The organism is Butyrivibrio sp. AC2005 (assembly GCF_000424145.1).
Taxonomy (GTDB): domain Bacteria; phylum Bacillota; class Clostridia; order Lachnospirales; family Lachnospiraceae; genus Butyrivibrio.
The window spans coordinates 86,038-111,638 of record NZ_AUJI01000011.1 but is presented as its reverse complement, the minus strand read 5'-3'; the positions used below and the strand labels follow the sequence as shown (position 1 = coordinate 111,638).

Genomic DNA, 25,601 nt, shown 5'->3' with positions numbered 1-25,601 from the left:
TTTGTTTTTTCTTCTATTTAGTGACCCTCATCCGGCGCTTCGCGCCACCTGTCTTCGCTCCGCTTCGGTCCGCGCTGAGCAATCGTCCCCTGGACGATTAGCGCCCCTAGAAGGGGGAAGGCTTTAAATAGCTTTTCCTCTTAAGGTATAAATTTAAATAGCTTTTCCTTTTTGAGGTATAAATTTAAATAGCTTTTCCTTTTTAAGGTATAAATTTAAATAGCTTTTCCTCTTAGGGTGTAGATTTTTAATAACTATTCTATAAATGGCTTACCATCCGAAAATCCTGAGGTACTCGCGGCTTCTTCTTGCGCACTCAAGAACGTCTGCATCATAGTGCTCATCCTGCTCAACGATTACCCATTTTGCATTAGCCTTAACTGATGCTTCAAGAACGGGCTCCCAGATCATCTGGCCAAAGCCAACGGGACGGAATCCGAAGTAGCCTGTATCACCCTCTGACTCCTCTTCCTCAATACCGATGAGTTTGTACATGCTCTTAACTTCACCCTTTTTGATGTAGTCCTTAAGGTGTACGATCGGAATTCTATTTGTATACTTCTCTATGAATTCAGGTGCCTGGCCTGTTGCAACATCACACCAGCAGGTGTCGAGCTCGCACATAAGGTTGTCGTGATCAATTGCCTCGAACATTGCATCGTAGCCATATCTTCCATCAGGAAGCTTTACAAACTCGAAATCGTGGTTGTGATAAAGGAATGTCATTCCTGCATCATGTATTTTCTTTCCTACTTCATTTAATAAAGGAAGGAACTTTTCAAAGCCTTCAGGATTAACCGGTCTGTACTCCTCAGCCATGTAAGGCATTACAAGGTACTGAACGCCGACTTCCTTATAGTCTGCAATAACCTTATCAAGATCATCCATCATATCAGCAAATGCAACGTGTGCACTTACAGGTGTAAGTCCTACTTCTTTCAATGTATCTCTAACGAATGCGGGCTCAAGACCGTAAAGTCCTGCAAGCTCAACGCCGTCATATCCGAATTCCTTAATCTTTGTCATTACATTTTTGAAATTTTCAGGTGTGTTCTCCAGAAGATCACGGAGGCCATATACCTGAATTGCAACAGGAAGCTTACTCATTTTTATATCCTCTCTTTTCTATACTTGTGCTCTCCCAATACCGCTATCTTCGCAGTATCTTGCGTGTTACATGCGCTTTATTGTTCAGCGCTTTTTGTTATCTTATGGTCTATATATTATCGTTTTGGGAAGTCCTCCTCTTTGTTCAGATTTCTAAAAAAGGCACACTTGTTGCAATCAAAATGGACTTATAAAAAATCCATGCAACAAATGTGCCGTATATGTTTCATTTATTTCGATATGCGAAGTTTAGTCATCATCCCTGATGTTTTCGAGGGCTTCAGAGATAATCTTTTCATCATGCCTGAAAATCATAAGAGTTCCGACCCAGGATCCCAGGTAGATTATCACGTAAATTATCGAGGTCAGAATAAAGCCGAAGGTTCCGTGATACCAGTGGCAAAGATGTCCAAAGGCCATAATGATGATATACAGTAAAATGAAATGTGCGACTATACGAAGCGTATAGCTTAGTGCCGGAGAATCTTTTCCTTCATCATCCGGGTACAGAAAGAATACCGTTAGGAGGCTGCATATAAAGCTCGCCAACACAATGGATCCAGGTATGTACCAGTCAAAAGTGTAGTTCAAAGGTCGTAATGCCAACAGTCCGTAAATACTGACATAGCATAGTACCATGAAGCTTACCATCATAGTCTGTTCGATTATAAGTTTTATTTTTTTCATATCATAACCCCAATCTATTCTTCATTTCTTTGACATAGCTTCTGGTAATAATAACCGGCTCGCCGTTTAGTAGCGTTGCACGCATTCTGGCATTTGACTCAGCCTTCACGCTCTTTATTTTCCTGATATTGCAGATCATGGATTTGGAACACCTGAAAAATCTGTAGTCAAGCTGTCCCTCCACCTCATAAAGTCTGCTCTTTATCTCAATACAGTCATCCTTGGTGTAGGCAAAACACTTATCGTCTACCGTTTCGAAATAATAGATTTTTGAAACAGGACATGGAATGCTCTCACCGTCCTTGTAGCCGAGTATTATCTGCTCCCCGTTTTCAAGGAGCCCTATTACTGTATCTATGGCAGAGGTGCGTTCATGTGCGTTAATCACCGCGTATTCAGTTTCACCCTGTCCTATCTTATTAAATGTAACCCTCAAAACCTTTTCCTCTTATCGTTTGTTATATACCTTTGGGTAAATTATCCTTACTGCCAGACCAAAAAGTACTGTTACTATTATTATATATGTGCAGGATTGATTCAATGTCCAGCTTTTCCCGAAAGCGTATGTATTAAATGAAAAGACCTCACGCATGGCATCCATGAAAGCCCCGTTATCAACTCCGCCAATGCTTTCATCCATGTGCCTGAGTATACCTCCCGATAGATAATTTCTTATAAGGATGGAGATCCCTGTAGCCGGAACTAGATTACATACATTTTGGATGTTTTTATTAAACTCTGAAAGCGGAATATATGCTCCGATCACAAATCCGGATACTGCAGAGAGGATTCCCATGAATGCACTGCAGGTTCCCATGTTTTTAAAAAACATCATAATGAACATAAAAATCGCTGTTGAAGAAACTGTTCCAAGAAGAATAACTCCCACAAGCTTTATAAGGTCGGTCGCTACAAGATACATTGAACCGTTTGCCGCAAGAATTCCTATTCCGCAAGAGAGCACTATCATTGTCTGCAAAAATGCGGTTGTCACTGCTGCAAGAAAATAAGACAGTATTATCTCCCACCTTTTTACAGGTGTTGAAATCATATCCAGGTCAACCTTATCCTCTCTGTCCTTAACGATAATCTCAAGTGCGTTATAAGGAATCGTAAGTAGCGCAGTACTGATTATTCCTGTGAGCAAAAGTCCGTTTACAAACTGATCCATATCCCCGTCACTTATGAGATTCCCAAGACCTGCTGCAGCCCCTTCAAGTGATGAAAGGAAAGTATTTTTTAAAAATAGCAGATACAGTGCAAGTATTATAATAGGAGTAAGCATTGAGAAAAAGATCGCTCCTTTGTTGTTAAAATATACCAGCATATTTCTCTTTGTAAGTCCTAACAGTCCTCTTAATTTAGCCATTGCACTCCACCATTTCCTTTCCCGTAAGTGTTAAAAATACATCGTCCATTGTTCCCTTGATCACTTCAAAGTCCTTAACCATATCTCTGTTCTTCCATACAAACTCGGTTATTCCCTCATCCATTGCGATATTGTAGTGATCCGCTTCATATTGATACTTATGAACATTTGAGTTTTCCAGGATTTGCTTGTTCTTCTCGCATTCCTCTGTATACCAGATGAGCTTTTTGCCTGTATATCTGCTCTTAAGTTCAGCAGGTGTCCCCTCTGCTATGATATTTCCCTTATCCATGATCACCACATTGTCAGCTTCCGCCGTTTCTTCCATATAATGGGTTGTGAGAAAAATCGTAAGCTTCTCATGTCTCCTCAGATGATTTATGTAATCCCAGACCATTTTGCGTGACATCGGATCAAGTCCTGTGGTGGGCTCATCCAGAAAGAGAATACTGGGCTTATGAATAAGCGCCCTTACTATATCAACGCGTCTTCTCTGTCCCCCTGAAAGCTTCTCGTATTTTCTGTTCCAAATCTCTTCCAGATTGAATTCTTCCCAGAAACCTTTCAGTCTGTCAGCCATCTCGCTCTTACTGTATCCGTAGTAAGCACCCCGGGTCATCAGGTTCTGTTTTACTGTGAGCTTATTATCAAGGACTGAATTCTGAAAAACGATTCCTATTTCATTTCTTATAAGGTCATCCTCTTTTCCCAGCTCATGCCCCATCAGCCGCGCCTCACCGGAAGTCCTTGGAAGAATTGTGCTTAGCATGTTTATCGTTGTGGATTTTCCTGCACCATTCTCTCCAAGGAATGCGAACAGCTCACCCTGTTTTACAGAAAAAGAAATGTTATTTACAGCTGTCATATCTCCGTACTTTTTTTGCAGCTTATTTACCTCAATTGCGTTTTGCATACCAAACCCCTTTCGTATTTGTCTATAAGTTCCTTCTGAAAACGATATTAACGCATTTTCGGCATAAAAAAAGCGCAACTACGGTGAGTTGCACTTTTCATAAGGTGAAATACATTTTTAGTTATTGGTTCGCCTTTTCCTGAACATTGAGGGCTGCAATTACTGCTTCATACATAGGCTTTGCTTCAGGGGCCTGGGTAAGCATCTCAGTAAGTGACATGCCCATTGCGTAACCGATCATGGGATTATCAAGCATGCCCGGAGCAAATTGTTCGAACATATCCTTTGCAAGCTGCTCCTGAAGAATTTCTCCGAGGGTACTTTCCATGCTGTACTTTTCCACGGTGAGATCCGTATCGGTAACATACTCATATTCATAGGTTCCACTGCCAACAACGGCTGTCTCATTTTTCTCCGGTAAAATTATCTCTGCTGTTGTGTTAGCGGGCACTACCACCTTCACTTTAATTTTTCCGTCTCTGCAGCTTACATGGCTTTCTATGGTTCCGTACATTGTTTCATAGGAGCGGCCTGATTCATAGATTCCCTTTACAAACATAGGCTTAACCCTGAATCTCTTGTAACCGGGTTCAAGCTGTGATATACCACATATTTTCCTGAACATCCAGTCTGCAATTGAGCCGTAGGCATAGTGGTTAAGAGAGTTCATTCCGGACTCATCAAAATCTCCATCCGGAGTAATTGAGTTCCAACGCTCCCAGATTGTTGTGGCTCCCTTGTTTACAGCGTAGAGCCATGAGGGATAATCCTCTCTCATAAAAAGAGTGGACGCAAGATCGTGAGCTCCGTTTTCAGACAGCACATGGCAGATATAAGGTGTTCCAACAAAACCTGTAACAAGATGATTCTTGTGAATTCCGATATTCTCTACCAGGGTGTCCATTATTCTCTTTCTGTCTTTTTCCCTTGCAAGATTAAAATACAGAGAAAGCACAGCACCTGTCTGAGTTTCACTTACTATTCTTCCGGTGGGAGTGTAATACTCATTCCTGAAAGCTTCGATTGTTTTGTCATAAAGGTCACTATAATTCTTCTCAGCATCAGCATATCCCAGAACCCTGGCTGTTTTTCTTACAATATCAGTTACATATAAATAGTAAGCATTGGCTATCATGTACTTATCTGTTGCACCGGTTCTGTCTGCCATCTCTTCCTTATCGAGTGCAAGCCAGTCGCCGTACTGGAAGCCGCTTTGCCACAATCCGTTTTCACCGCAATGATTCTTTATATAGTCAACCCATTCGTGCATGCATTGCCAGGAATCTGAGAGAATCTTAGTATCTCCATAGGTCTGGTAAACCACCCAGGGAATAATCACCGCAGCATCAGACCATGCAGATGAGCTGTAGGAATCAAGGATGTTGGGCACAACGTGAGGCACGCCTTTTTCAAGCGAGGATTCAGCAGCGATGTCCTTCATCCATTTACTGTAGAATCTGGCTGTGTTTCTAATCTCTGATGCAGTCCATGAAAATACCTGTGCATCTCCCATCCAGCCAAGTCTCTCATCCCTCTGTGGACAGTCTGTCGGAATATCCAGGAAGTTGTCCCTAAAGCTCCAGGTCACATTACTATAGAGCTGATTGACCTTTTTGTTGGAACAGTTAAATTCTCCTATGACTTCCATATCAGAGTGGATAACAAGGGCTGTAAACATGTCTTCCGAGAGCTTTTCAATGCCTTCTATTTTCGCATATCTAAAGCCATGGAAAGTGAATTTTGGTGAGAGTATCTGTTGTTCTCCATTTAGCACGAACTCATCAATTGATTTTGCTTTCCTGAGTGTTTCAGGGTAAAATACTCCATTTTTATCTAAGGTCTCAGCATGACTGACAGTTACCTTCTGTCCTTTTTCACCCTTGATGTTTAGTTCCACAACACCGGTAAGATTCTGGCCGAAATCAACAAGCTTGTTGCCCTCCGGATCCGTAAAAATGTTCACGGGTTTAATTCTCTCTGTCACTCTCACAGGCTCATTTTCCTGTGATGTAAGTGTTTTTATGTCAAATTCCTTTATGGAAAGGTTGCCATCACTAAAGTCTGTCTTTGTGGTATCTACAGACTCGCCCATATATATTTCACTCGAAAGAATCTGACCGTTTCTTACTGACCAGTTTTCGTCTGTGCAGATTTTCTCCATGCTGCCGTCTTCATACAGGATATGAATTTCAGCAAAGCATCCTACTCTGTCACCATAATTATTTGCCTTTAATGCAAAGCCGAAGATACCTTTATACCAGCCGTTTGCAACAGTGATCTCTATGATATTTTCATCTCTGATAAGGTCAGTAATATCATATGTCTGATACTGTAATCTGTTGTGATAACTTGTCCAGCCCGGAGCCATCCTAAGGTCTCCGATAGTTTTCTCATTTAATGAAGCCTCATATACTCCGTGACTTGTAATGTAAGCAGTTGCCTTCCTAACCTTTCTGTCACATTCAAAAAGCTTATAGAATACAGGGCATGCTGTCTCATTTTCATCAAAGTCATGCGTGATCATTTTTGCTTCAAAGCTCTCATTGCTGAAGATTCCTGTCTCGAATGCCCCAGTTATACTTGCTGTCTCGCCGTGGTTGCCTGTGACTGTTACCATGACTGTGTATTCAGTTTCATCTTCCAGCTTCTCACCAGCATACTCCACATGAATGGAAGTATCGGATTTTACTTCGCCACTGTCCCAAACGATATAACTTCCTGTATCGCTATTACTATCTCCGCAAATTATTTCGCTTTCTAAATTCTTACCATTCATTATGGCATCACTATTGTTTATGCTATTTTCCGCTTTTTGCACCAGTATGTGATAACTTGTCTGCATGGTATTTTTTTTATCAGAAACTATTTTCCATGAGAATCTTGGCCTTTCTACTGTTAAGCCTCTAGGATGCTTATCATATTCTATTCTTAAATCATGTAAATTCATATTTCTTCTCCAAATTGTGCTGTTTCAACCTATGCGTAACTCTAAGTTATAATCAGCGTATTCTGCACAGGAATTCATAAGCTTCTCTGTCATTCTCACTACTCTCGTAGCGTTAATTTCAAGTTGTTCTCTGCTAAGCCTTCCATCCCTAAGCGCTTTCAGGACATTTTCATAATCCTTCTTACCACCTGGCATGAAAAGATCTCCGCCCGCTGCAGCCACCTCATTTGAAACAGCGTTGCGATAAATTGATTTCTTACTGTCCATTACAGTCATAACCCAGTCAGTCATGACAATTCCTTCAAAGCCAAACTCGCATCTTAAGATATCTTCAATAAGTCCGCGATGTTCTGAGGTGTGAGTTCCGTTCAAAAGGTTATAGCTTGTCATAAGGGCATGAGGCTGGGATTTTCTTACGCAGATTCCAAAACCGCGAAGATAAATCTCTCTCATAGCACGCTCGCTGACATGTGAATTATTACAGTAACGATTTGTCTCAGCATTATTAGCTGCGTAATGCTTTATTGTTGTAGCACAGCCCCTATGATTCTGAACACCTTCAGTAATTGCTGCTGCCATAAGTCCGGAAACCAGCGGATCCTCTGAATAGTACTCAAAATTTCTGCCACACAATATGCTTCTGTGAATATTTAAAGCCGGCGCAAGCCAAAGATGAATTCCCATCATTTCCATCTCGCTTCCAACCATGTCACCAAAAGCTTTTGCCAGCTCTGTATTAAAGCTCTGGGCTATGGCAGTTCCAATCGGAATTCTCGTGGCGTAGTGTTCTTTAATTTCAGCGCCTTTCGGTGCTTTTTTCCCGCCAACAACCTTAGTTGCTATAAATCTTACAACAGGCCCCATAGCTTCAAGCATGCTCTCCGGAATCATACCTGCACCGTCAGCACTGTGAGCACCCTTTTCATCCTCATAATAGAGCTTGGAAAGCCTGAGTCCCGCAGGTCCGTCAGCCATTATAAGCGGCTTGATTCCTCGTAAAAACAGTTCAGAGGTAGTCTCACCTGCAGCGCCTGCAACATGAGTTGCAGCATTTCCTATAACGCTCAGTCCCTTTGCGTTTGGATTAAAGCCGCCTATTCCAAGGAAACACAGCTCTTCATCAGTTAGAGATTTGACCACATCGTCGATTTCATAATCTGATTTATAAGATACCGTTTCCTGTGATATTGCCTTAAAGCTTATAGAGAGTTTCTGGATCCCGGAAGAATCCTTTCCATTAGAAAAAATAACTTTTCCTATTTCAAGAGCATTTCTTTTATGATTGTCCCAATAAGGCGCCTTAATATCTTCAAATCCCGGATCGCCCAGACAGTTTTTAACTTTTAATGTTGTAACTGTTTCATCAAGTTCTATAGCCGCGACAACCTTGGTTGACGCCGAACTGTTGCCTACTCTTACGATGTAATCACCCTTTTCCAAAATAAATGAAGCAGTTTCTTCATCATAGGAAGCAAGATCAGACAGATTGAAGGTAATCTCCACCTGCTCCTCTTCTCCCGGTTTTAAAAGGGATGTTTTTGCAAAGCCTGCAAGCTCCTGATATGCCTTATCGAGCTTTCCGGAGGGAAGTGATACATAAACCTGTACCACCTCTTTTCCTTCATGGAGTCCGGTGTTTTTTACTTTCGCCTTTAAAGTCACACAGTCTGCATTTTCCACTATTTTGTATGCAGATATTTCAAAGGTTGTGTATGAAAGACCATATCCGAAAGGGAAAAGTGCTTTCTTTCCAAAGGTATCAAAATAGCGATATCCTACATAGATACCTTCTCTGTACTCGTTGTCGTTAAAGTCTCCGAAGGTACCTTCTTTACTGTATTCCTCCCATGCAGCCCAGGTTGTAGTGAGCTTACCGGAAGGATTCTGTTTTCCTGTAATAATATCAGCAAGTACTTTTCCGCAGTCCACACCAAGCTGTGAGAGAATCAGAATATTCTCCACTTCCATGACCGGGGACAAGTCCACTACTCCGCCCACGTTTAAAACAAGCATAAAGTGTTTGAACTTACTATTGAGCTCAAGAATGTCCCTTACTTCAGAGCGGGCAAGCTTTACATCGCCCTCTACTACTGACCTGTCATTTCCTTCGCCTGAATCTCGCCTTACAACATAGATTGCAGCATCGCCTTTTGCATCGAGTGGAATCTGATAAAAAGGTTCCGGCATAGCTTTTCCCATGGTATACATGATGGGATTCTCATGCTTAGCCTTAGCTTCCTTCGTCAGATCCTTGAAAAACTGTTTATTTGCAGCTTTTCTTACAGCATCGTATTCATCCAGCCATTTTTTACTTGTGATTTCAAAGCCTTCCTTCTCAAGTCCCTGCTCGATAGTATATGAAAATCTGGTATTCACCTCACCTGAGCCTGTTCCGCCCATGACTGTGTGTCTGATACCCGCACCATAAGCTGCTATTTTGCATGGTTTGGAAATCGGGAATGCATCGTTTGCTTTAAGCAAAACCGTGCACTCCGCTGCATTATCAAGTATTAAATTCAAATGGTCTTTTTCGTACTGCTGCATAAATCCTCCCGGTATATCTTTATCTGGTGAAATCGTTAACTGGCTTTTTTTCTGAGTTCAATCTGTTCCTTTAATGCAGGTAATTTGCCTTCAAGATCAAACATATTTGTAAGAATGAACATTACTATGAAAAGTGCAAGCGGAATATAAATTGAAAATGTAAATATAGCCTGTCTTACAGCAGGGGTAAGCACCTCTGCAAATCCATCATAGCTTGCAAGTGCAAGGCACCATCCGATAACGGAAGCTCCTATTCCTGTACCGATCTTACTTCCGAAGCTTGAAGCAGCCTGAGAAGTTGCAACCATTCTCTTTCCATATTTGTATTCATTATAGTCAATTGACATTGCTGTAAGTACACCTGTAAGGCACATCATAGGAATATTTGCAAATGTTCCAAAAGCGCCAAGTACTGTGTTGTATACAAAGTTTGCAGGAGCAATGAGTCTTAATGCTGTGGAAATTGCTCCGATTAAAAATGAAACCTTAAGTGTTTTTGTAACTCCGAATTTTTTTACCATAGGTCCTATAAGTGCAAAGCCTATTATTGTAGGAATCATACCAACAGCTCCTAAGATTCCTGTAAGGTTGTCATTACCATAAATCCATTTGCAGTAATAAGCTCCTGATGCTCCGCTGATACCATAGGAAACATTTGTCATAAAGCATACTGCCAAAACAATAACCCAATACTTGTTATGAAAAAGATTTGTTATTGCTTCCTTAAAAGGAGTGGGCTCCTCTTCATTAGTCTCCGCTACAGCTTCAACTTCTTTTCCTCTCTCTACAGCAGTTTCTCTTGCTCTTTTCCAGCATAAGAGAATTGCAAGTCCTGTCATCAGTGCAAAACCGATACCAAATTTGGCCCATGCTGTCTGATCACCGCCGAGTGCATTTGTTATCGGAATGATTCCGATTGCAATTATCATTCCTGATACATAACCTGCAGCTGCTCTCCAGGTTCCCATGATTCCACGCTCTTCCTGGCTGTTTGTTCTTACTACCATAAATGATGAATAAGGAATGCAGATAGCTGTATAAATAATTGCTGTTAACACTATGTTAGTAAAAAACATATATGCGAGCTTTCCTGCTCCTGAAATTCCCGAAGGCACTGTAAACAGTGCAATTATTACAAGCATCGCAGGTAATGCCATTCTCAGAAGCCATGGTCTGTACTTCTCCTTGCCAGGCTTTGTATGATCCACGATGTTACCCATGATGATGTCTGTAAACGCGTCTATTATCTTGGTAAGAAAGAATGCTGTAGCCACAGCACCTGCTGCCATACCAACCTTGTCAGTATAAAAATACGTCAGCTGCCCAATAAGTCCCGCAATGGAGTTCAGTGCAAACTGTCCAAGCGAATCTGCAAAATAATCTCCCGTCCGCATAACCTTTTGTACGCCAAATTTGTCCTTACCTAATGGTTTCTTTGCCATAATAAATAACCCCCCTATTTGTTTAGCTGTTTGGCTTGATAAGTAACCCTTTTACTTTACGATTGACAGTATATTATTTTGGCGTATAAAATTATTGTACTTACGTGAATTTTATTGTATATATGTGAACACACAACAGTTAATCTAAGGAAAGAAAATATGGCAAAGCATGAAAATCCCGGTACATTTCTAAGTCTCCTTTATAACATTACATTCGTCCCAATCCACTATTTTTGCGAAGACAATCTTGTTATGTCTTTTCCTGCAAACGAGCTTCCTGTGGATCTTATCGCCTCATATAAATCATTTTTCACCCAAACTCAGGAACATGTAAGCTATATCACCACAAGGGAATTCCTGTATATCGGGGTTGTGCAAAATTTTAAAACCAATGAGACTGTTATTATAGGTCCTGTCAGCAACATAAAAATCACTGCGGATACTGTTGATTCCATACTCAAGGAGTACAGCCTTCCTATTGAATACAAAAAAGGCGTTGAGGAGTTTTACGATAAAACACCTCTGTTTTCAATGTCGCAGTTTTTCAATATGCTTACCCTTATCAACCGGGAAATGAACCATGAAACCATAGATCTGATGAATCAGATGCAACTATATGATACCGAAACACAGATACAGGTTGGCAGAAAGCATGCGGATGAGCTCTATGAGAGAAAGGAAAATGAGCAGTACCAGGCAACCTATCTTTTTGAAAAGGAATACTATGGCTATGTTCAAAGAGGTGATATTGACGGGCTTAAGGCTTTTCTGAAAAATGTTCCTCAGATCACAGAGGGGCGAATCGCCTCTGATTCACTTCGTCAGGCAAAAAACATTTTTATAACCGCTATTTCACTCATAACCAGGCAGGCAGTAGCCGGCGGTCTTGATGCTGAAACAGCCTATCTCCTCTCTGATTCATATATCCGGGAGGCTGAGAAAATGACTGATTCCACAGCCATAAATTTTCTTAGTGCTACCGCAACCATGGACTTTACAAAAAGAGTAGCCGAAGCAAAGATTCCTGCAGACATGCCGGCGGATATATACAAAGCTATACAGTACATATCAAATCACATCAATCAGCCCATATCGGTTGAGGATATCGCCGATTATCTTGGCATGGAAAGAAGTACTCTTTCGAAAAAGTTCAAGCGAGAGCTTGGCTTTAATATAAGCACCTTTATCATGCGAAAAAAGCTGGAGGAGGCAAAGAGCCTGCTTCACTATTCCGACCGTACAATAAGCGAAATCAGTGAGTACTTATGCTTTTCCTCCCAGAGCTATTTTCAAAATGTATTTAAACAAAAATATGGCATGACTCCCAAGGAATTCAGAAAAAGCATATAATGTTGCTCATTCGCCTCTCATACCAACAACCTGCTGTTTACCGTCAAGGACATCCAGGCAGAGTCTTATGGAATCTCCAATTGCAGAATCGATGTCGTCGGGCTCTACATGGAGCTTATCGCACCCTGCTTTTTTATCTATGAAAAGATTGGAGCATTGCATATCAGCAAATTTCACCATATGAAGACCACCCTCTATACCTTTTCGTTTCTGCTCCTTCATGAGCTTTTTCACTCCGAGGGTAAACATCCATTTTGGAATTGTAATGATTCTTTTATCAGCACATCCCATGTATTTATGGACTACTGCAAGCATCTCCTTCCAGGTCATGTTATAGTATCCGATCGGATAAGCATTTCCTCCCTTGTTATACTCAATGGCTCCGGCAATTGCCTGTCCAACCTGATGGACAGTAACCATTGTCGTACCACCGTTGGGATACAGGGTAGCACCCTTCATCGAACGGATCATCTCCACAAGGAACACCCATACCGGTTTTCTTCCGGGCTGTGTACCAAAGATGTAGGGGAGCTCAAGAACAGCAACATCAAAGTCTTTGTCCGCATATGAAAGAGCCATGTTCTCCTGATCTATACGGCTTCTGATATACGGATGCCACTTTGTAAGATTCAAATCCTTAAGTTCCTTTGCAAAATATGAAAAGTAAGATCCACAAATAGCGACGTGCTTTACTCCGCACTCTTTCGCTATTTTTAAAAGTCTGTCAAGGGGATCGATATTGTATTTTTTGAAAAGCTCATAAATAGGTGCCGGTCCTTCAACACGTTCATCCACACCTGCTGCAAATACAAAGTTATGTTTTCACTTTCGTAATGCACGGAAGTCTCAACGTACTGCGCGTATGGATTCAGAATGGGTTTGAAACACCTACAAACGAGATGGCTGAGCTTATTTATACTCTTTGCAACAATATTGCACGTTAGTCACAATGGAGCATCAGATGATTCTTCTCCAGATCGTAATCCAATGTTAATTCTGAACAGCTAAGATCGTAGACATTTATTATGTCCGAATAATCCTTATCGCTACTGAATTCATCTACTATATTTTTATAACTATTCAGTTTCTTTGGTGAAAATATTTTTGTTTTTTCATTTGTAAATATTGCTGTATAGAGAATGTCTGCTTCAACAAGATCCTGAAAAATATGGCTTCCATAGGAGAGCTCAGGATTATAGCCTGCATCCTTTTCCTCAACTTCGCAGACCACTTCAAACTCGCTGATATCTGAGAACGCTGTCGGCACGCCAAGCTCAGGTGATGAAGTTCCGATACGTCCGGGGACAATCAGCATCATATGTCTGCCCTTATCCCTAAAACTCCAGTTAACACTTCCTATTATTTTAGCTATGGCAGGCTTTTCCGAATATGGCATGTTGTAATATGCCTTGGGATCCACATAAACAATAAGGTCTATTGGCACACTTCTTGATAATCCCATGGAAGAATCAAAGTTTTCCAGAAGAATTTTTTCATCCGGAATGTCTTCGGAAACGCTTACTCCACCCTCATCCTTGAAAACCTGAAGAGGTCTGCACTGAAGGAGATTTATTGAATATTCGCCTGTTTCGGAAAGATTCATCGTAAACTCAATATCCACAGGATGCTGGTATTCATCCTGAATCGTCTTCATAAGCTGCTGCATCTGTGACATAATGATTTCTTTTTTCACAAGTCCTCTACAGGATATAAATCGCACATCTCGGATTATTCCGCGTTCCTTCAGGGAATCCTCAACCTCATAATCATGCTCTAACAAAGTATTCACAAGATAACCGGGGAGCTTAGCTTCAATTTCCTTTAATTCAAGACGTTTTAGTACATGGTCAGTCACATCCACAGCCTCTACTGCTCTCTGTGAAAACTGATGCTTTTCAGCAATCGTTACAGATGAGGTCGCTTCAGGCATATCAAGGCTGACAAGTCTCGGATATGATCCCATTGTCCTGTCTACAGCAGAGGTCCCCAATCCCATGACAAGCCTCAGCATTCCTGCCTTTGGATCTATTCCCGCAAGGAATTTATACGGGCTGTAGGAATATCCGACGCCGGCTGCGCAGGGCATATAGTACTGTCCATAATAGGATCCTGATACCCTCTGTACCAAAAGAGCCATCTGCTCATCTCTCTTATCAAGTCCTCTTCGTTTTCTGTAGTCAAGCGCTGAGAGGCTCATAGTGCTGGCATAAACGGTTCTAATAGCATTCTCAAATTCCAGTAAGCGCTCTTCCAGGGTTCCTCTGTTAGCACAGAATACCGACTCGTATTTTCCTGCAAAAGCATTGCCAAAGCCATCCTCCAGAATACTGCTTGAGCGCACAATAAACGGATCCTGTCCGTAGTATTCCAAGATATGCTGAAGCTGATTTCTAAAGTCCTCGGAAAAGGTTCCATGCCTTAGCTTATCTGCAAATTCGTCAGCCAGGGAGAAATACTCCTTCTCAGTTCTCTGCCTTACGCGAATATCCCAGAATTCATTATCAACAATGTAGGTATAGTAAATATCCGAGCCAAGGAAAAAGGAATCGTGCGGTTCCAAAACCTCATCTATATCAGGTGCAAGATTACGGATTATGGCTCTTGAAAGGAGCATGCCACAGGCCTTACCACCGATAAGTCCCGTTCCTATCATGTGATTTCGCACATTGAAATAGTCCTGAGGTTTGAAATGCTTTTTTACCATTTGCCTCATTTTTTCATCCCGGGTCATCATGATATTACACATCATGTTGCAGGACTCTTCCATGTCCAGACGGCTGTCATACTGTAGCTTTGCCATATTGAAAAACTTATCCCAGAAATCCATGTACTGGTCCTCTCCGGGTCTCTGGAAATTATCCAGCATCTGATAAAAACGGCTGGACTGAACCCCGTCAAGGATAGGCCTGAAATACCCCTCTTCCTTCCTGTATATGTGAGGAAGGAACATGGTGTCAGAGTCGCGGTTCCACACCTTTTCAGGACGAACATAAACATTTCTGTTATCTGAGTACACATCAAGGAAAAGCTGGGTTGTGTTAAGTATTTTGTTGATGGAATAAAAAGAGTGTTTGCCTCTTATAATCGGAAAAAATGCCACAGTATCAAGAATGAACAAAAACGGACATGTAACTCTGAAAAAGTTTCCCATCATAAGATCTGTCGCCCAAGCAATCTGCAGCTCTGAGAGGCAGTCAAAAACATAGAAGGCATCCTTCCCTTCCCCTTCTATTGCATTATGAATATCCACAGTAAAGGTCTCAAATCGGTGCGACAGCGGAATATGTATTATCTTTACTTCCGGACAGTTCTGCACCAGAGGCTCATGACTTGCAAACCTGAAATAGATAATGTTTCGCTTATCCTTTTTAGCCTGCTCCACATATGGATCCACAAAAAGCTTAAACTCCGATAAATCCGAAACCCTGAAGACAACATTATCCCCAAGTCTGATATTATCAAGCGCTGTATCCATTTCCGGAATTCCCGACAATACCCTATCAAATGCTGCCATAATGAATACCTCCATATAACAAACAATAGAAAAAGGCAAAGAAAGCTTTTAAACAAAAAGCTCCTTTGCCTCTTACCAATATCATAACATAGGGCTTAAAGAATTTTAAGAGAAATCATTCAGTAATTTAATAGAGTTTTAATGGTTCTGCCCTATCGTGATGTGTACAATTAATCTATGAAAAAGCATTCACTTCTGGTTGCAAATATCATAGTGGTAATTCTTATCATAGTGGTATTTGCAGGACTGCAGATAAATGAATATACCTATTACAAGAATCTTGCGATAGATCAGGCAAGGGAAGATGTTGCATTTACAGCCGGCGATATCTCCTCTCATCTTACTATTGCCACAACGGATCAGGTTGTGGCATCACAGATGATGGCCAATGATATTTTCCTTAAGATGTGGACGCTCTCCGAAGTAGGCGATACAACTGATGCCCACAAGAAGCTTCTTTATAACTACCTGAAGGAATATAAGGAAAAATATAATTACGACATCGTCTTCTTTGTTTCCAATAACACCTATAACTACTACTATGATGGCGGTCTTAACAAGGTTGTCTCACCTGATGACAATTTTGATTCCTGGTATTTTAATTTCCTTGATCTAAATCAGGAATATGATATTCAGATTGACCATGACGAAGTAAATGACTTCAGCGTTTCACTTTTTGTAAACTGTCTTGTCACTGACGAAAAAGGCAAAACGCTGGGTGTTGTCGGCGTCGGTAATAAGATAGATGACTTTCAGAGTAAACTTGAGAATTATGAATCAGAGTATGATCTTACAGTATGTATTGCAAATGTTGGAAATGCACACAATTCTTTTACAGGAAGTACCACCTATTATAAGACTGTAGAGGATGCTGCAAAGACTCTTGGATTATCCACTGAAACAATAACCATGGAGGTGGATGATGACGGTTATGCCTGGAATGACGGGAATATCTGTACTAAAGTCATGCACAACAAAGCTCTTAACTGGAACATTTTCGTCCAGACAGATATAACTCCCAACATCAATATCCTGCTCGCTCAGATGAACCGCAGGATTGTTCTTCTTGCACTCATAATTCTAAGTTACCTTTTTGTAAGCTTCACCCTATTTTCGAAACTGACACATATTACCTATGAAGCTCAAAATACAGATGAACTCACACGCATTGCCAATAACAGATTGTTCAGAGAAAGATTTGATAAGGAAAAGAAGCGAAAATATGCAAAGAATACTGCATCACTTTTCATGCTTGATGTTGATAATTTCAAGACCTTCAATGACACGAAGGGACACTTGTACGGAAATACAGTACTGATTCTGGTTACAAATACTTTAAAGGAAAGTATTGGAGAAAATGGTCATCTGGGAAGATGGGGCGGCGATGAATTTATAGGCGTAATATATGCCTCTCCCGAAAAGGCCAAGGAAATACTTGATAATGCGCAACAGACTATCTCAGATCAGGATACTGCTATGCCGATCAGCTTTAGCTGCGGCATAGCAGAAATCGATAGTAGTCTGTCTTTGGAAAAGAATATAGAGATTGCGGATCTTGCACTGTATGAGTCTAAGGAGAAGGGAAAAGGACGATGTACGGTGTATAAGGGCTAATCTCCGAATTATTCAAATTCCGCAACAACGTCCTTAAGCAGTGCTCTTATTTCGAGGTGCTGAGGGCATGCACTCTCACAACCGCCGCAGTCTATGCAGGCGCTGGCCTTACCTTTGCCTTCAGAGGTCAGGACATTTTCATAGTACATCTTCTGATTCCAGTCATTGAAAATCTTCCTGGTGTTCATGCAGGAGAAAATCTCGGGAATCATGATATTCATCGGACAATGGTTCTGCTCTACGCAGTAGTGACATGAGGTGCAGGGAATCGTATCAAGCCCTTTGTAGATTCCGGTTACCTTTGCAATTGCACCAATCTCTGTCTCATCAAGGGGTTTGAAATCCTTCATGTAGGATACATTATCCTTCATCTGTTCCATATTGCTCATTCCGGAGAGTACTATTCTGACTCCATCCTGACTTGCCGCAAATCTGATGGCATAGCTTGCATTAGATAATCCGCTGCCAAGCTCATCAAAAGCCTTCTGTGCATCCGCGGGGAGGTTAATAAGATTTCCACCCTTTACAGGCTCCATTACGATTACCGGCTTACCATGCTTTCTGCAAACCTCAAGACACTTGCGGCTCTGTACTCCAGGATCCTCATAGTCCATGTAATTAAGCTGAATCTGAACTATCTCTACATCCGGGTAGGTTGTCAGGATTTTATCCAATACCTCTGCGCTATCATGGAAGGAAAGCCCAACATGTCTGATCTTCCCTTCCTTTTTCAATTCAAATGCAGTCTCATATGCTCTGCACTTTTTAAAATGCTCAAAGTTCTTCGCATTCTGCGCATGCATGAGATAGAAATCAAAATACTCAACTCCGCAGGCATCAAGCTGACTTTGGAAAAAAGGTCTTATATCCTCTTCTTTGTTAAAGTAAGGCTCAGTCAGCTTATCAGTCAAAAGGAACTTATCCCTTGAATATCTGTCTGAAACTGCTGCCTTTATAGCCACTTCAGACTTACCATCAATGTAGCCGTGAGCAGTATCAAAATAATTGAAACCATTTTCAATAAAATAATCTGTCATATCCTTAAACTGCTCTATATCAACTTCCGTGCCCTTCATAGGCAGTCTCATACATCCAAAGCCAAAAAATGTTTTTATTTCAGGAAATGAATTATCCATCATAAACCTCCAATTTTATACAACAATATGTTGTTAAGTACATCTGAATTGACATTGTATCATAGACTTTTACTGTATCCTATATGGCATTTTGTATGATTGTTTTTATGAATTGTTGTGAACTTTTTAGGGTGAATAAAAGATCTTAGATGCAGGAAAATACGAAGTTTTTCTAAAAAAAATCTAAAACAACTGATGCACAAGCCATTTTTGTTAAACGCAGATGTATAATTATAGGAAGACAGGAGGAACCTGATAATGACAGATATTACTCTGGATATGCAGATTAAGCCATTCATCTTATTGATTCTGCTTATGTGCTTTATATCCCTTAATATTATATATAGAAAGACCAATGAAAATATAGGTAACAAAAGGGAAGTTACAGCATTTAAAGGAATGCTCGTATCCTTTATGGTCTACTGTCTTGTAGACATAAGACTACTTATCGGTGATGTTTTTTATACATCTCTCCCGAGACCTGTTCTGTTTTTTATTATGTCCACCGGTTTTGCTTCCATGTCATTTGCGTGCTTTTTCTGGTTCATGCATGTGTACGCAACCCTTCCCGCATCCTCCAAAGTCTTTAAAATAAAATCCTTCAGTTTCTGGAATATTGCAATTAACATTCCGCTCCTGATTGTTCTGATCATTCTATATACTCCTTTACGCTCCATTGTCTACATAGTAGATGGCCCCATTCCCCTTTTCGGCTTCGGAATGCCTTTTATTCTGCTAATGGATTATGTCTACCTTATCTCCGCGACCGTCATTTCCATCCACAACAGGCGGCTGGCTAAGACTAAGCCCGAAAAGAGAAAATACAGCAGCCAGATTCTTTTCATTTTGTTCTTTACTGTAAGCGGATGGCTTATTGCATTTCTTTTAAATCTTCCGGCCATCGAACTTTGCGTAATGCCTGTCGTTCTGAAGCTGTTTGTGGAGCTGCAGGATTCACAGATTTACACAGATGCGCTTACAAAGCTCTATAACCGCAGGAGAATGACCGAATTCATAACCGAAGAAATTGCAACCTGCAATGAAGACAATCCTCTCACTGTTATTATGGTTGATCTTGATTATTTCAAGAGCATCAATGATATCTTAGGACATGATGAGGGTGACAAGGCACTAATCGTATTTAGTAAAGCAATGCAAAAAATACTCTTTTCAAAAAATGCCGTTGCCGCAAGATGGGGCGGTGACGAGTTTGTAGTTGCCGGAAAAGAAAAGGACTTACAGCTCCATTTCAGAGAATGGCTGCAAGCCGAACTTGATAATAACAAATCACTCAATTATATGCCTATTTTCAGTACTGGATTTTTCATCTGCACTACCCAGAATATGTCCTGTGAGCAGGCAGTGGCATCCGCCGATTCAGCTCTTTATGCCGATAAAGCCGAGCGCCATAAGACTGAAAAGGACTTCATAGATAAGCTTATTCAGTTAAAGAACAGACCCTGACAGGAGATGCCCTTATTGAGCTCATTGAACTCTGGGGTGTAATCCTCGTAGGCGTGCGCCTCGTATATGATTTATGAAGTAAATCCCCTCATCCGACGCTTCGCGCCACCCGTATTCTGATAATATATATTCATTTAAAAGTCACGTAAGAGCCTTCCTGACGCTTGCTCTCGTAGGCGCCTTCATCAGCTCTTGTGTATAATGCTTCAAAGGAATCTGCGTTATCTATAGGGTAAAAGCTTGCGCCGACGCTGATGCTTATCTGCCTGTCTCCAAGCTCTGTAATATCTATCTGTCTGATATTTTCAAAGAATCTGTTTATAATATTCTGACCTGTTTCTATATCGCAGACACCATCTGAAAAGGCAGCAAATTCATCACCGCCTAATCTGAACACCACATCAGTCTCCCTGAAGGATACTGTCATGGCATCAGCAATGGCAATGATCACCTTATCACCTGTTTTATGTCCGAAATTATCATTAATGGCTTTAAAATTATCCGCATCCATAAGGCAGAACATGCCTTTATGCCCTTCTGCCATAAGTCTCTTTATCTCAGCTTCTCCGCTTCCTCTGTTACGGATACCTGTCATACTGTCTGTTTCCGATATTTTCTTAAGTGTCTCCTGACGCTTCTTGTCCTCATCTATGGATTCAATAGCGAAAAGTACCTGTGAGAGCCTGCCCTTTTCATCATGCTCTACTGCAATAAATCTAATGCGTATCCATAGCGGAGCGTTTTTTATATATTAGGAAATCCGGAGGAATTTCCTAATATATAAAAAAACAGACCCACACCTGTTTCGATGCGGATCTGTCCTGTACATATTCTATATTATTATTTCTTACGCTTTACTTTCTTGTTTGTTGTGTAAAGTGTGAATTCCTTCTGGCCATAGCTCTTTGACATCTGGTTGTAGTAAGTGATAATAATCTTTGTAGGTGCATAGTCCTGATTCTTTGTAAGCTCTTCTGTTGTTGTCTTGTTTCCGGTCTTGTCCTTATCTACATATGTATCAGTGAATTTATCTGTCCAGTATGCATATCTGCCAAGCTTTATTGTCTTGCCTGATTTAACTGTCTTAAACTTGTAACCGATGCTGCTCTCAGAAATTCCGTTTACTGTATCAAGGTAATCACCATCACCATTGTAATCATAGTGCTTGAAAACACCCTTACCGTTTCTGCTGCTTGAGTAATATTCGTTATCATCGTTGTAGTAAGTGTTTGTATACTCGTCGTAGTGTAATCCGTTTATTCCTGTAGGCTTTTCATATGTGCCGACCTGAATCTTTACAATTTTGATGCCCTTGTTTCCCTTAACTACAAGCTTACCCTTTGTCTTTTCTGTAAAGTTGTAATCGTAAGCATTTTCACTTGCTCTTCTGCCATAATTGATGTAGTTTGTATCACCAAACTTCTTCTCAATAAGTGACTTTCCTGCAAATGTTACTGTCTTAAAGATATCTGCATCACTTCTTACTTCAACCTTTACAGTAGCCTTACCTGTCTGCTGACCGTCCTTGTTGTAAATCTTGAAGGAAACCTTGGATGAACCGGGCTTCTTAGGATTTAATCTGATGGTGATCTGTGAAGATGAACCGTTTGTAGCCTTGTATTCAGCTGAATCTCTTGTGTGCTCCTTAGGAAGATAAACCTTCTCACCTGTAGATCTGTAGTAGAACTTGTTACCATCCTTATCTGTCATGATTTCTGCATTGTTGTCTGTCTTGGTAACCTGGCTGTTCTTCTTGTCGATTGTAGCTGTAAGAACGCTCTTCTTTGAAGATTTAACCTTCTTAATTGTTGTGTCACCGTTTCTGAGATATACTACAAGATTTGTAGGCTCGCCTGCATTTACATAAACCTTTGATGTAAGTTTTACCTCATCAGCATATGTTGCTGAAGGATTTACATCCTTCTCTTCAGTACTTGTTGCACCTGTAAGCTCATTCTTATAGGTTATGCGGTAAATGTAATAAGTTGTTACATTTCCAATAGTTCTTGAAGTAGAGCCATAGCTGTTATCTTTCCAGTACTTCTTATACTCTGCGTAGAATGCGTTACGATCAGTAGTCTGGAAAACGACATTCTTATCCCTTGTTATCAAGCCTGATGAATAAGTATCGTTTGTCTTTTCCTTTGAAAGATTAACTACAACCTCCGGAATACGTGCAGCGTGTGCTGTAGATGGTGTAGCGAATGCTACGGACAGCGCTACCGCAAGTGCAGCAGCACCGATTCTTGAAACTTTTCTCATACCTTACTTCCCTCCATTATTGTGTAATACGTTTTCGTTCCCCCTCGATAACGCAACAAAAGATATAATAACATTTTTACATAAAATGTCAATATATTACAGAAAATGTAATTTTTCAGATTAGTCGCAAAATATCACACAAAAATGTTTAATTCCCTCTTACGGCTCTCATTATCAGATTCATCTTTGATTCGTCTTTTATGCCGTCAGTTTCTATTCCGGAGCTCAGGTCTATTCCATAGGGCATTATCCCGGTGATCACACTCTCAACGTTTTCAGTATTCAGGCCTCCTGCCAGGAAAAACGGTCTTTCTATTTTGCCAAGCACATCCCAGTCAAAGGTTTTCCCCGTACCTTGTCCCGAGTCCACAAGAACCATATCTGCGGAGGAGGCGTTTATTCGTTTTATGGCATCTGTATTCGTTTTCTCTTGAACAGAGTGATCCGAGATGCAATTTCCTTTTTCAGCATTTGTAAGGTTATTCTTAATCTGAAAAGCTTTGATGATCTTAGCATCAGTAAGCTTTCTTAATCTTGCAATATATACTTCATCCTCGTGACCATGAAGCTGTATTATGTCTATTATTTTTTCGTTAGCAATCCCGGCTATTCTGTTTTCATCCTCATCCACAAAGACACCCACTGCCTTGATACTATCATCAAGCTTTTCCTTAAGCTCCCGGGCTTTTTCTTCTGTTACATTTCGCTTGCTTTTTTCATAAAAAACAAAGCCTATGTAATCAGGCTTTAGTTTGTTTACTATGCGGATGTCTTCAGGTCTTGTGAGGCCGCAAAATTTCACTTTTATCATAGTATCTCCGATATTATCCAAAGAGGAAATCCTTCAGCATGGTCTTGCCATCTGGTGTCATAATTGATTCAGGATGGAACTGTACTCCATAAATGGGATAATCCCGGTGCTTAACAGCCATGACTTCACCTGCGATATGTGTGTCACTGTCGTCTTCTACTGTAGTTGCTGTTACTACGAGTTCATCAGGTATTGTGGATGCGTCTGCAGCAAGTGAATGATATCTTGCAACAGGTGCAGACTCAGGACAGTTTTTAAACAGCTGACAGTCTCTGTCAAATTTGACTACAGACTGTTTGCCGTGCATAAGCTCTTTAGCGTATGTTACGGTTGCACCATAAGCAGCGCAGATTGCCTGATGTCCAAGACATACTCCCAGAGTGGGGATCTTTTGTGCAAGGGTTTTAGCAATCTCCATGCAGATTCCCGCATCCTCAGGGCGTCCGGGCCCCGGGGAGAGAATTATTCTGTCAGGAGCGAGTGCTTCCACTTCAGCCACAGTCAGTTCATCATTTCTTATGACTTTGATTTCATCCTGTATGTTGTCAGCGGAGGTGTTTTTTTCAGCAACAAGTTCACCGATGTATTGGTATAGGTTATATGAAAAGCTGTCGTAATTGTCTATTAGTAGTATCATGTGCAGGTCCTTTCCCCTCATCCGTCGCTTCGCGCCACCTGTCTTCGCTCCGCTTCGGTCCGCGCTGAACAATCGTCCCCTGGACGATTAGCGCCCCCAGCGGGGGAAGGCTTTAGATTTTTACCCTTCTCTAATTGGAAGGCTTTAGATTTTTACTCTTCTCTAATGGTAGGCTTTAGATTTTTACTCTTCTCTAATGGAAGGCTTTAGATTTTTACTCTTCTCTAATGGTAGGCTTTAGATTTTTCTTTCCTAATGGTATTATTCTTCAGATCTAAGTGCGGTGAGGACCGCCTTTGCCTTATTGGCGCATTCCTCAAATTCCTTCTCCGGTACGGAGTCAGCAACAATTCCGGCACCGCTCCTGACAAACACTTTTCCGTTTTTCTTGTAAACTATACGGATTGCGATGCAGGTGTCCATGTTTCCTGTAAAATCAATGTAACCTAAGGCGCCACCATAGATTCCACGTTTATTGTTTTCAAGCTCACCGATTATCTGGCATGCCCTGATCTTAGGTGCCCCTGAAAGAGTTCCTGCAGGAAGTACTGATGATATAGCATCAAGCGCATCCTTGTCATCACGGATTTCACCGCGGACTGTGGATCCGATATGCATTACATGTGAGTAGCGTTCTATGGAGTGGAGCTTTTCTACTGAAACTGTTCCGAATTTACTTATTTTTCCAAGATCATTTCTTCCAAGGTCAACAAGCATGTTATGCTCTGCTAACTCTTTTTTATCTGCAAGAAGTTCTTCTTCAAGTCTCTTGTCCTCTTCCTCTGTCTTTCCTCTAGGTCTTGTTCCTGCGAGAGGAAAAGTGTGTAACACTCCGTCCTGAAGCTTTACAAGAGTCTCCGGAGAAGCTCCTGCAACCTCAACATCTGTTCCGGAAAAATAGAACATGTACGGGGAAGGATTTATTGTTCTGAGCTGCCTGTAGGTATTAAAGAGACTCCCATCGAAAGGTGCAGAGAATCTGTTAGACAAAACAATCTGGAAAATGTCTCCTTCAAAAATATGCTTCTTTCCTTTTTCAACCATCTCGCAGTACTGCTCTTTACTGAAAAGTGGTGTAGGTTCACCAAGCAGCTTTCCAGGAGCCTCCTGGATTTTTTCTCCGGTTGTAAGGAGTTTTATTATATCGTTCAGGTCAGAAATTGCCTTATCATAATTGTTTTTAAGTTCTGCTTCATCCGGTGTAAGCTTCATATTAGCAATAAGAACAATTTTCTGCCTTGTGTTATCAAATGCAATGACCTTTTCAAAGAGCATCAGATCCATGTCCATGAAGCCTTCGGTGTCCTCCACATTCATCCTGACTGTTGGCTCACTGTAGCCTAAGTAGTCGTATGAAAAGTAGCCCACCATTCCACCTGCAAAGGTAGGAAGATATGAAAATCTGGGACTTCTGTATTTTGATAAAATCTCGCGGAGACACTCTGAAGGGTCGCCTTCCTTTGTAGTCTCGTCCCCATTTTCATCTGTTATGCTGACCTTGCCGTCTACACAGGTAAGCTTCATTGTGGGATCGTAGCCCAGGAAGGTATAGCGCCCCCAGGTCTCGTTTGCCTGCGCCGACTCAAGCATGTAGACGTGTTTTGATGTGTTTTTAAGAATACGCATAGCTTCTATGGGAGTTATGAAATCCGAGAGGATCTCGCAGCTCACAGGTAGTATGTCGTATTTGCCGGTTCCGGCTATTTGCTGTATTTCTGTATATTCAGGAAGTATTTTCATGTTATTCTCCGTTCCCAGTCCCCTCATCCGGCGCTTCGCGCCACCTGTCTTCGCCACGCTTCGG

At 41.1% G+C, this 25,601-nt stretch carries 20 protein-coding genes; 4 read left to right on the top strand and 16 right to left on the bottom strand.

Features of this window, described 5'->3' with window-relative positions:
- Positions 1-270: 270 nt before the first annotated feature.
- The 8 genes from G602_RS0103060 to G602_RS0103025 form a co-directional block, all read right to left on the bottom strand.
- Positions 271-1,107 (bottom strand): sugar phosphate isomerase/epimerase family protein, encoded by an 837-nt coding sequence (locus G602_RS0103060; protein ID WP_026657620.1) that lies wholly within the window; start codon positions 1,105-1,107, stop codon positions 271-273.
- 249 nt (positions 1,108-1,356) lie between these two features.
- Entirely contained in the window at positions 1,357-1,794 is a 438-nt protein-coding gene (locus tag G602_RS0103055) for a DUF3021 family protein (RefSeq protein WP_026657619.1), read from the bottom strand.
- Between the two features lies 1 nt (position 1,795).
- Positions 1,796-2,230: a LytTR family DNA-binding domain-containing protein gene (locus G602_RS0103050; protein WP_026657617.1), complete on the bottom strand. Its 435-nt coding sequence runs from the start codon at positions 2,228-2,230 to the stop codon at positions 1,796-1,798.
- A gap of 12 nt (positions 2,231-2,242) precedes the next feature.
- Positions 2,243-3,163, bottom strand: coding sequence for an ABC transporter permease (locus tag G602_RS0103045; protein ID WP_026657616.1), 921 nt, complete (start codon positions 3,161-3,163; stop codon positions 2,243-2,245).
- Entirely contained in the window at positions 3,156-4,076 is a 921-nt protein-coding gene (locus G602_RS0103040) for an ABC transporter ATP-binding protein (protein ID WP_026657615.1), read from the bottom strand. The genes G602_RS0103045 and G602_RS0103040 overlap by 8 nt, the downstream gene beginning before the upstream one ends.
- A gap of 121 nt (positions 4,077-4,197) precedes the next feature.
- A complete protein-coding gene (locus tag G602_RS0103035) occupies positions 4,198-7,023 on the bottom strand; it encodes an alpha-L-rhamnosidase (protein WP_026657614.1) in 2,826 nt (941 codons plus the stop codon).
- A gap of 24 nt (positions 7,024-7,047) precedes the next feature.
- Positions 7,048-9,567 (bottom strand): glycoside hydrolase family 3 N-terminal domain-containing protein, encoded by a 2,520-nt coding sequence (locus G602_RS24935; RefSeq protein ID WP_044930885.1) that lies wholly within the window; start codon positions 9,565-9,567, stop codon positions 7,048-7,050.
- A gap of 35 nt (positions 9,568-9,602) precedes the next feature.
- A complete protein-coding gene (locus G602_RS0103025; protein ID WP_026657613.1) occupies positions 9,603-11,009 on the bottom strand; it encodes an MFS transporter in 1,407 nt (468 codons plus the stop codon).
- Between the two features lie 159 nt (positions 11,010-11,168).
- Between G602_RS0103025 and G602_RS0103020 the strand changes: the two genes are divergently transcribed.
- The gene (locus G602_RS0103020) at positions 11,169-12,359 is read left to right on the top strand and encodes a helix-turn-helix domain-containing protein (RefSeq protein ID WP_026657612.1); all 1,191 of its coding nucleotides are present in this window, start codon (positions 11,169-11,171) and stop codon (positions 12,357-12,359) included.
- Positions 12,360-12,365: 6 nt separating this feature from the next.
- On the opposite strand, the gene G602_RS24930 is transcribed toward G602_RS0103020, so the two are convergent.
- Positions 12,366-13,154 carry an NAD-dependent epimerase/dehydratase family protein gene (locus G602_RS24930; RefSeq protein WP_049945018.1) on the bottom strand — a complete coding sequence of 263 codons (789 nt, stop codon included), beginning with the start codon at positions 13,152-13,154 and terminating at the stop codon, positions 12,366-12,368.
- Between G602_RS24930 and G602_RS32165 the strand changes: the two genes are divergently transcribed.
- The gene (locus tag G602_RS32165; RefSeq protein WP_442855897.1) at positions 13,127-13,303 is read left to right on the top strand and encodes a TetR-like C-terminal domain-containing protein; all 177 of its coding nucleotides are present in this window, start codon (positions 13,127-13,129) and stop codon (positions 13,301-13,303) included. The genes G602_RS24930 and G602_RS32165 overlap by 28 nt on opposite strands.
- On the opposite strand, the gene G602_RS0103010 is transcribed toward G602_RS32165, so the two are convergent.
- Entirely contained in the window at positions 13,300-15,873 is a 2,574-nt protein-coding gene (locus G602_RS0103010; RefSeq protein WP_026657611.1) for a PEP/pyruvate-binding domain-containing protein, read from the bottom strand. The genes G602_RS32165 and G602_RS0103010 overlap by 4 nt on opposite strands.
- A gap of 177 nt (positions 15,874-16,050) precedes the next feature.
- Between G602_RS0103010 and G602_RS0103005 the strand changes: the two genes are divergently transcribed.
- Positions 16,051-17,487 carry a diguanylate cyclase domain-containing protein gene (locus tag G602_RS0103005; protein WP_026657609.1) on the top strand — a complete coding sequence of 479 codons (1,437 nt, stop codon included), beginning with the start codon at positions 16,051-16,053 and terminating at the stop codon, positions 17,485-17,487.
- Between the two features lie 8 nt (positions 17,488-17,495).
- Here G602_RS0103005 and G602_RS0103000 read toward each other — a convergent pair whose 3' ends face one another.
- On the bottom strand, positions 17,496-18,623 hold the full coding sequence (locus G602_RS0103000; RefSeq protein WP_026657608.1) for an aldo/keto reductase: 1,128 nt from the start codon (positions 18,621-18,623) through the stop codon (positions 17,496-17,498).
- A 258-nt stretch (positions 18,624-18,881) separates the two neighbouring features.
- Here G602_RS0103000 and G602_RS0102995 point away from each other — a divergent pair, with 258 nt between their 5' ends.
- A complete protein-coding gene (locus G602_RS0102995; protein ID WP_026657607.1) occupies positions 18,882-20,087 on the top strand; it encodes a GGDEF domain-containing protein in 1,206 nt (401 codons plus the stop codon).
- A gap of 130 nt (positions 20,088-20,217) precedes the next feature.
- Here the strand turns inward: G602_RS0102995 and G602_RS24925 are convergent, their stop codons facing one another.
- The 5 genes from G602_RS24925 to trpE form a co-directional block, all read right to left on the bottom strand.
- On the bottom strand, positions 20,218-20,700 hold the full coding sequence (locus tag G602_RS24925) for a GGDEF domain-containing protein (protein WP_256374958.1): 483 nt from the start codon (positions 20,698-20,700) through the stop codon (positions 20,218-20,220).
- 227 nt (positions 20,701-20,927) lie between these two features.
- Positions 20,928-22,349 carry a hypothetical protein gene (locus G602_RS0102985; RefSeq protein WP_026657605.1) on the bottom strand — a complete coding sequence of 474 codons (1,422 nt, stop codon included), beginning with the start codon at positions 22,347-22,349 and terminating at the stop codon, positions 20,928-20,930.
- A 148-nt stretch (positions 22,350-22,497) separates the two neighbouring features.
- Positions 22,498-23,160: a phosphoribosylanthranilate isomerase gene (locus G602_RS0102980; RefSeq protein ID WP_026657604.1), complete on the bottom strand. Its 663-nt coding sequence runs from the start codon at positions 23,158-23,160 to the stop codon at positions 22,498-22,500.
- Between the two features lie 13 nt (positions 23,161-23,173).
- Positions 23,174-23,797, bottom strand: coding sequence for an anthranilate synthase component II (locus tag G602_RS0102975; RefSeq protein WP_026657602.1), 624 nt, complete (start codon positions 23,795-23,797; stop codon positions 23,174-23,176).
- Positions 23,798-24,058: 261 nt separating this feature from the next.
- Positions 24,059-25,537, bottom strand: coding sequence for an anthranilate synthase component I (gene trpE / locus G602_RS0102970; RefSeq protein ID WP_026657601.1), 1,479 nt, complete (start codon positions 25,535-25,537; stop codon positions 24,059-24,061).
- Positions 25,538-25,601 lie beyond the last annotated feature (64 nt).

Bases quoted from the DNA above. Each gene is read 5' to 3' on its own strand.
- G602_RS0103035 (WP_026657614.1), bottom strand. From the start codon at position 7,023: ATGAATTTACATGATTTAAGAATAGAATATGATAAGCATCCTAGAGGC.
- G602_RS0103040 (WP_026657615.1), bottom strand. From the start codon at position 4,076: ATGCAAAACGCAATTGAGGTAAATAAGCTGCAAAAAAAGTACGGAGAT.
- G602_RS0103000 (WP_026657608.1), bottom strand. From the start codon at position 18,623: ATGGATAATTCATTTCCTGAAATAAAAACATTTTTTGGCTTTGGATGT.
- G602_RS0102995 (WP_026657607.1), top strand. From the start codon at position 18,882: ATGACAGATATTACTCTGGATATGCAGATTAAGCCATTCATCTTATTG.
- G602_RS0103020 (WP_026657612.1), top strand. From the start codon at position 11,169: ATGGCAAAGCATGAAAATCCCGGTACATTTCTAAGTCTCCTTTATAAC.
- G602_RS0103025 (WP_026657613.1), bottom strand. From the start codon at position 11,009: ATGGCAAAGAAACCATTAGGTAAGGACAAATTTGGCGTACAAAAGGTT.
- G602_RS0102985 (WP_026657605.1), bottom strand. From the start codon at position 22,349: ATGAGAAAAGTTTCAAGAATCGGTGCTGCTGCACTTGCGGTAGCGCTG.
- G602_RS0103060 (WP_026657620.1), bottom strand. From the start codon at position 1,107: ATGAGTAAGCTTCCTGTTGCAATTCAGGTATATGGCCTCCGTGATCTT.
- G602_RS0102980 (WP_026657604.1), bottom strand. From the start codon at position 23,160: ATGATAAAAGTGAAATTTTGCGGCCTCACAAGACCTGAAGACATCCGC.
- G602_RS0102975 (WP_026657602.1), bottom strand. From the start codon at position 23,797: ATGATACTACTAATAGACAATTACGACAGCTTTTCATATAACCTATAC.
- G602_RS0103055 (WP_026657619.1), bottom strand. From the start codon at position 1,794: ATGAAAAAAATAAAACTTATAATCGAACAGACTATGATGGTAAGCTTC.
- G602_RS0103045 (WP_026657616.1), bottom strand. From the start codon at position 3,163: ATGGCTAAATTAAGAGGACTGTTAGGACTTACAAAGAGAAATATGCTG.
- G602_RS24935 (WP_044930885.1), bottom strand. From the start codon at position 9,567: ATGCAGCAGTACGAAAAAGACCATTTGAATTTAATACTTGATAATGCA.
- trpE (WP_026657601.1), bottom strand. From the start codon at position 25,537: ATGAAAATACTTCCTGAATATACAGAAATACAGCAAATAGCCGGAACC.
- G602_RS0103005 (WP_026657609.1), top strand. From the start codon at position 16,051: ATGAAAAAGCATTCACTTCTGGTTGCAAATATCATAGTGGTAATTCTT.
- G602_RS0103010 (WP_026657611.1), bottom strand. From the start codon at position 15,873: ATGGCAGCATTTGATAGGGTATTGTCGGGAATTCCGGAAATGGATACA.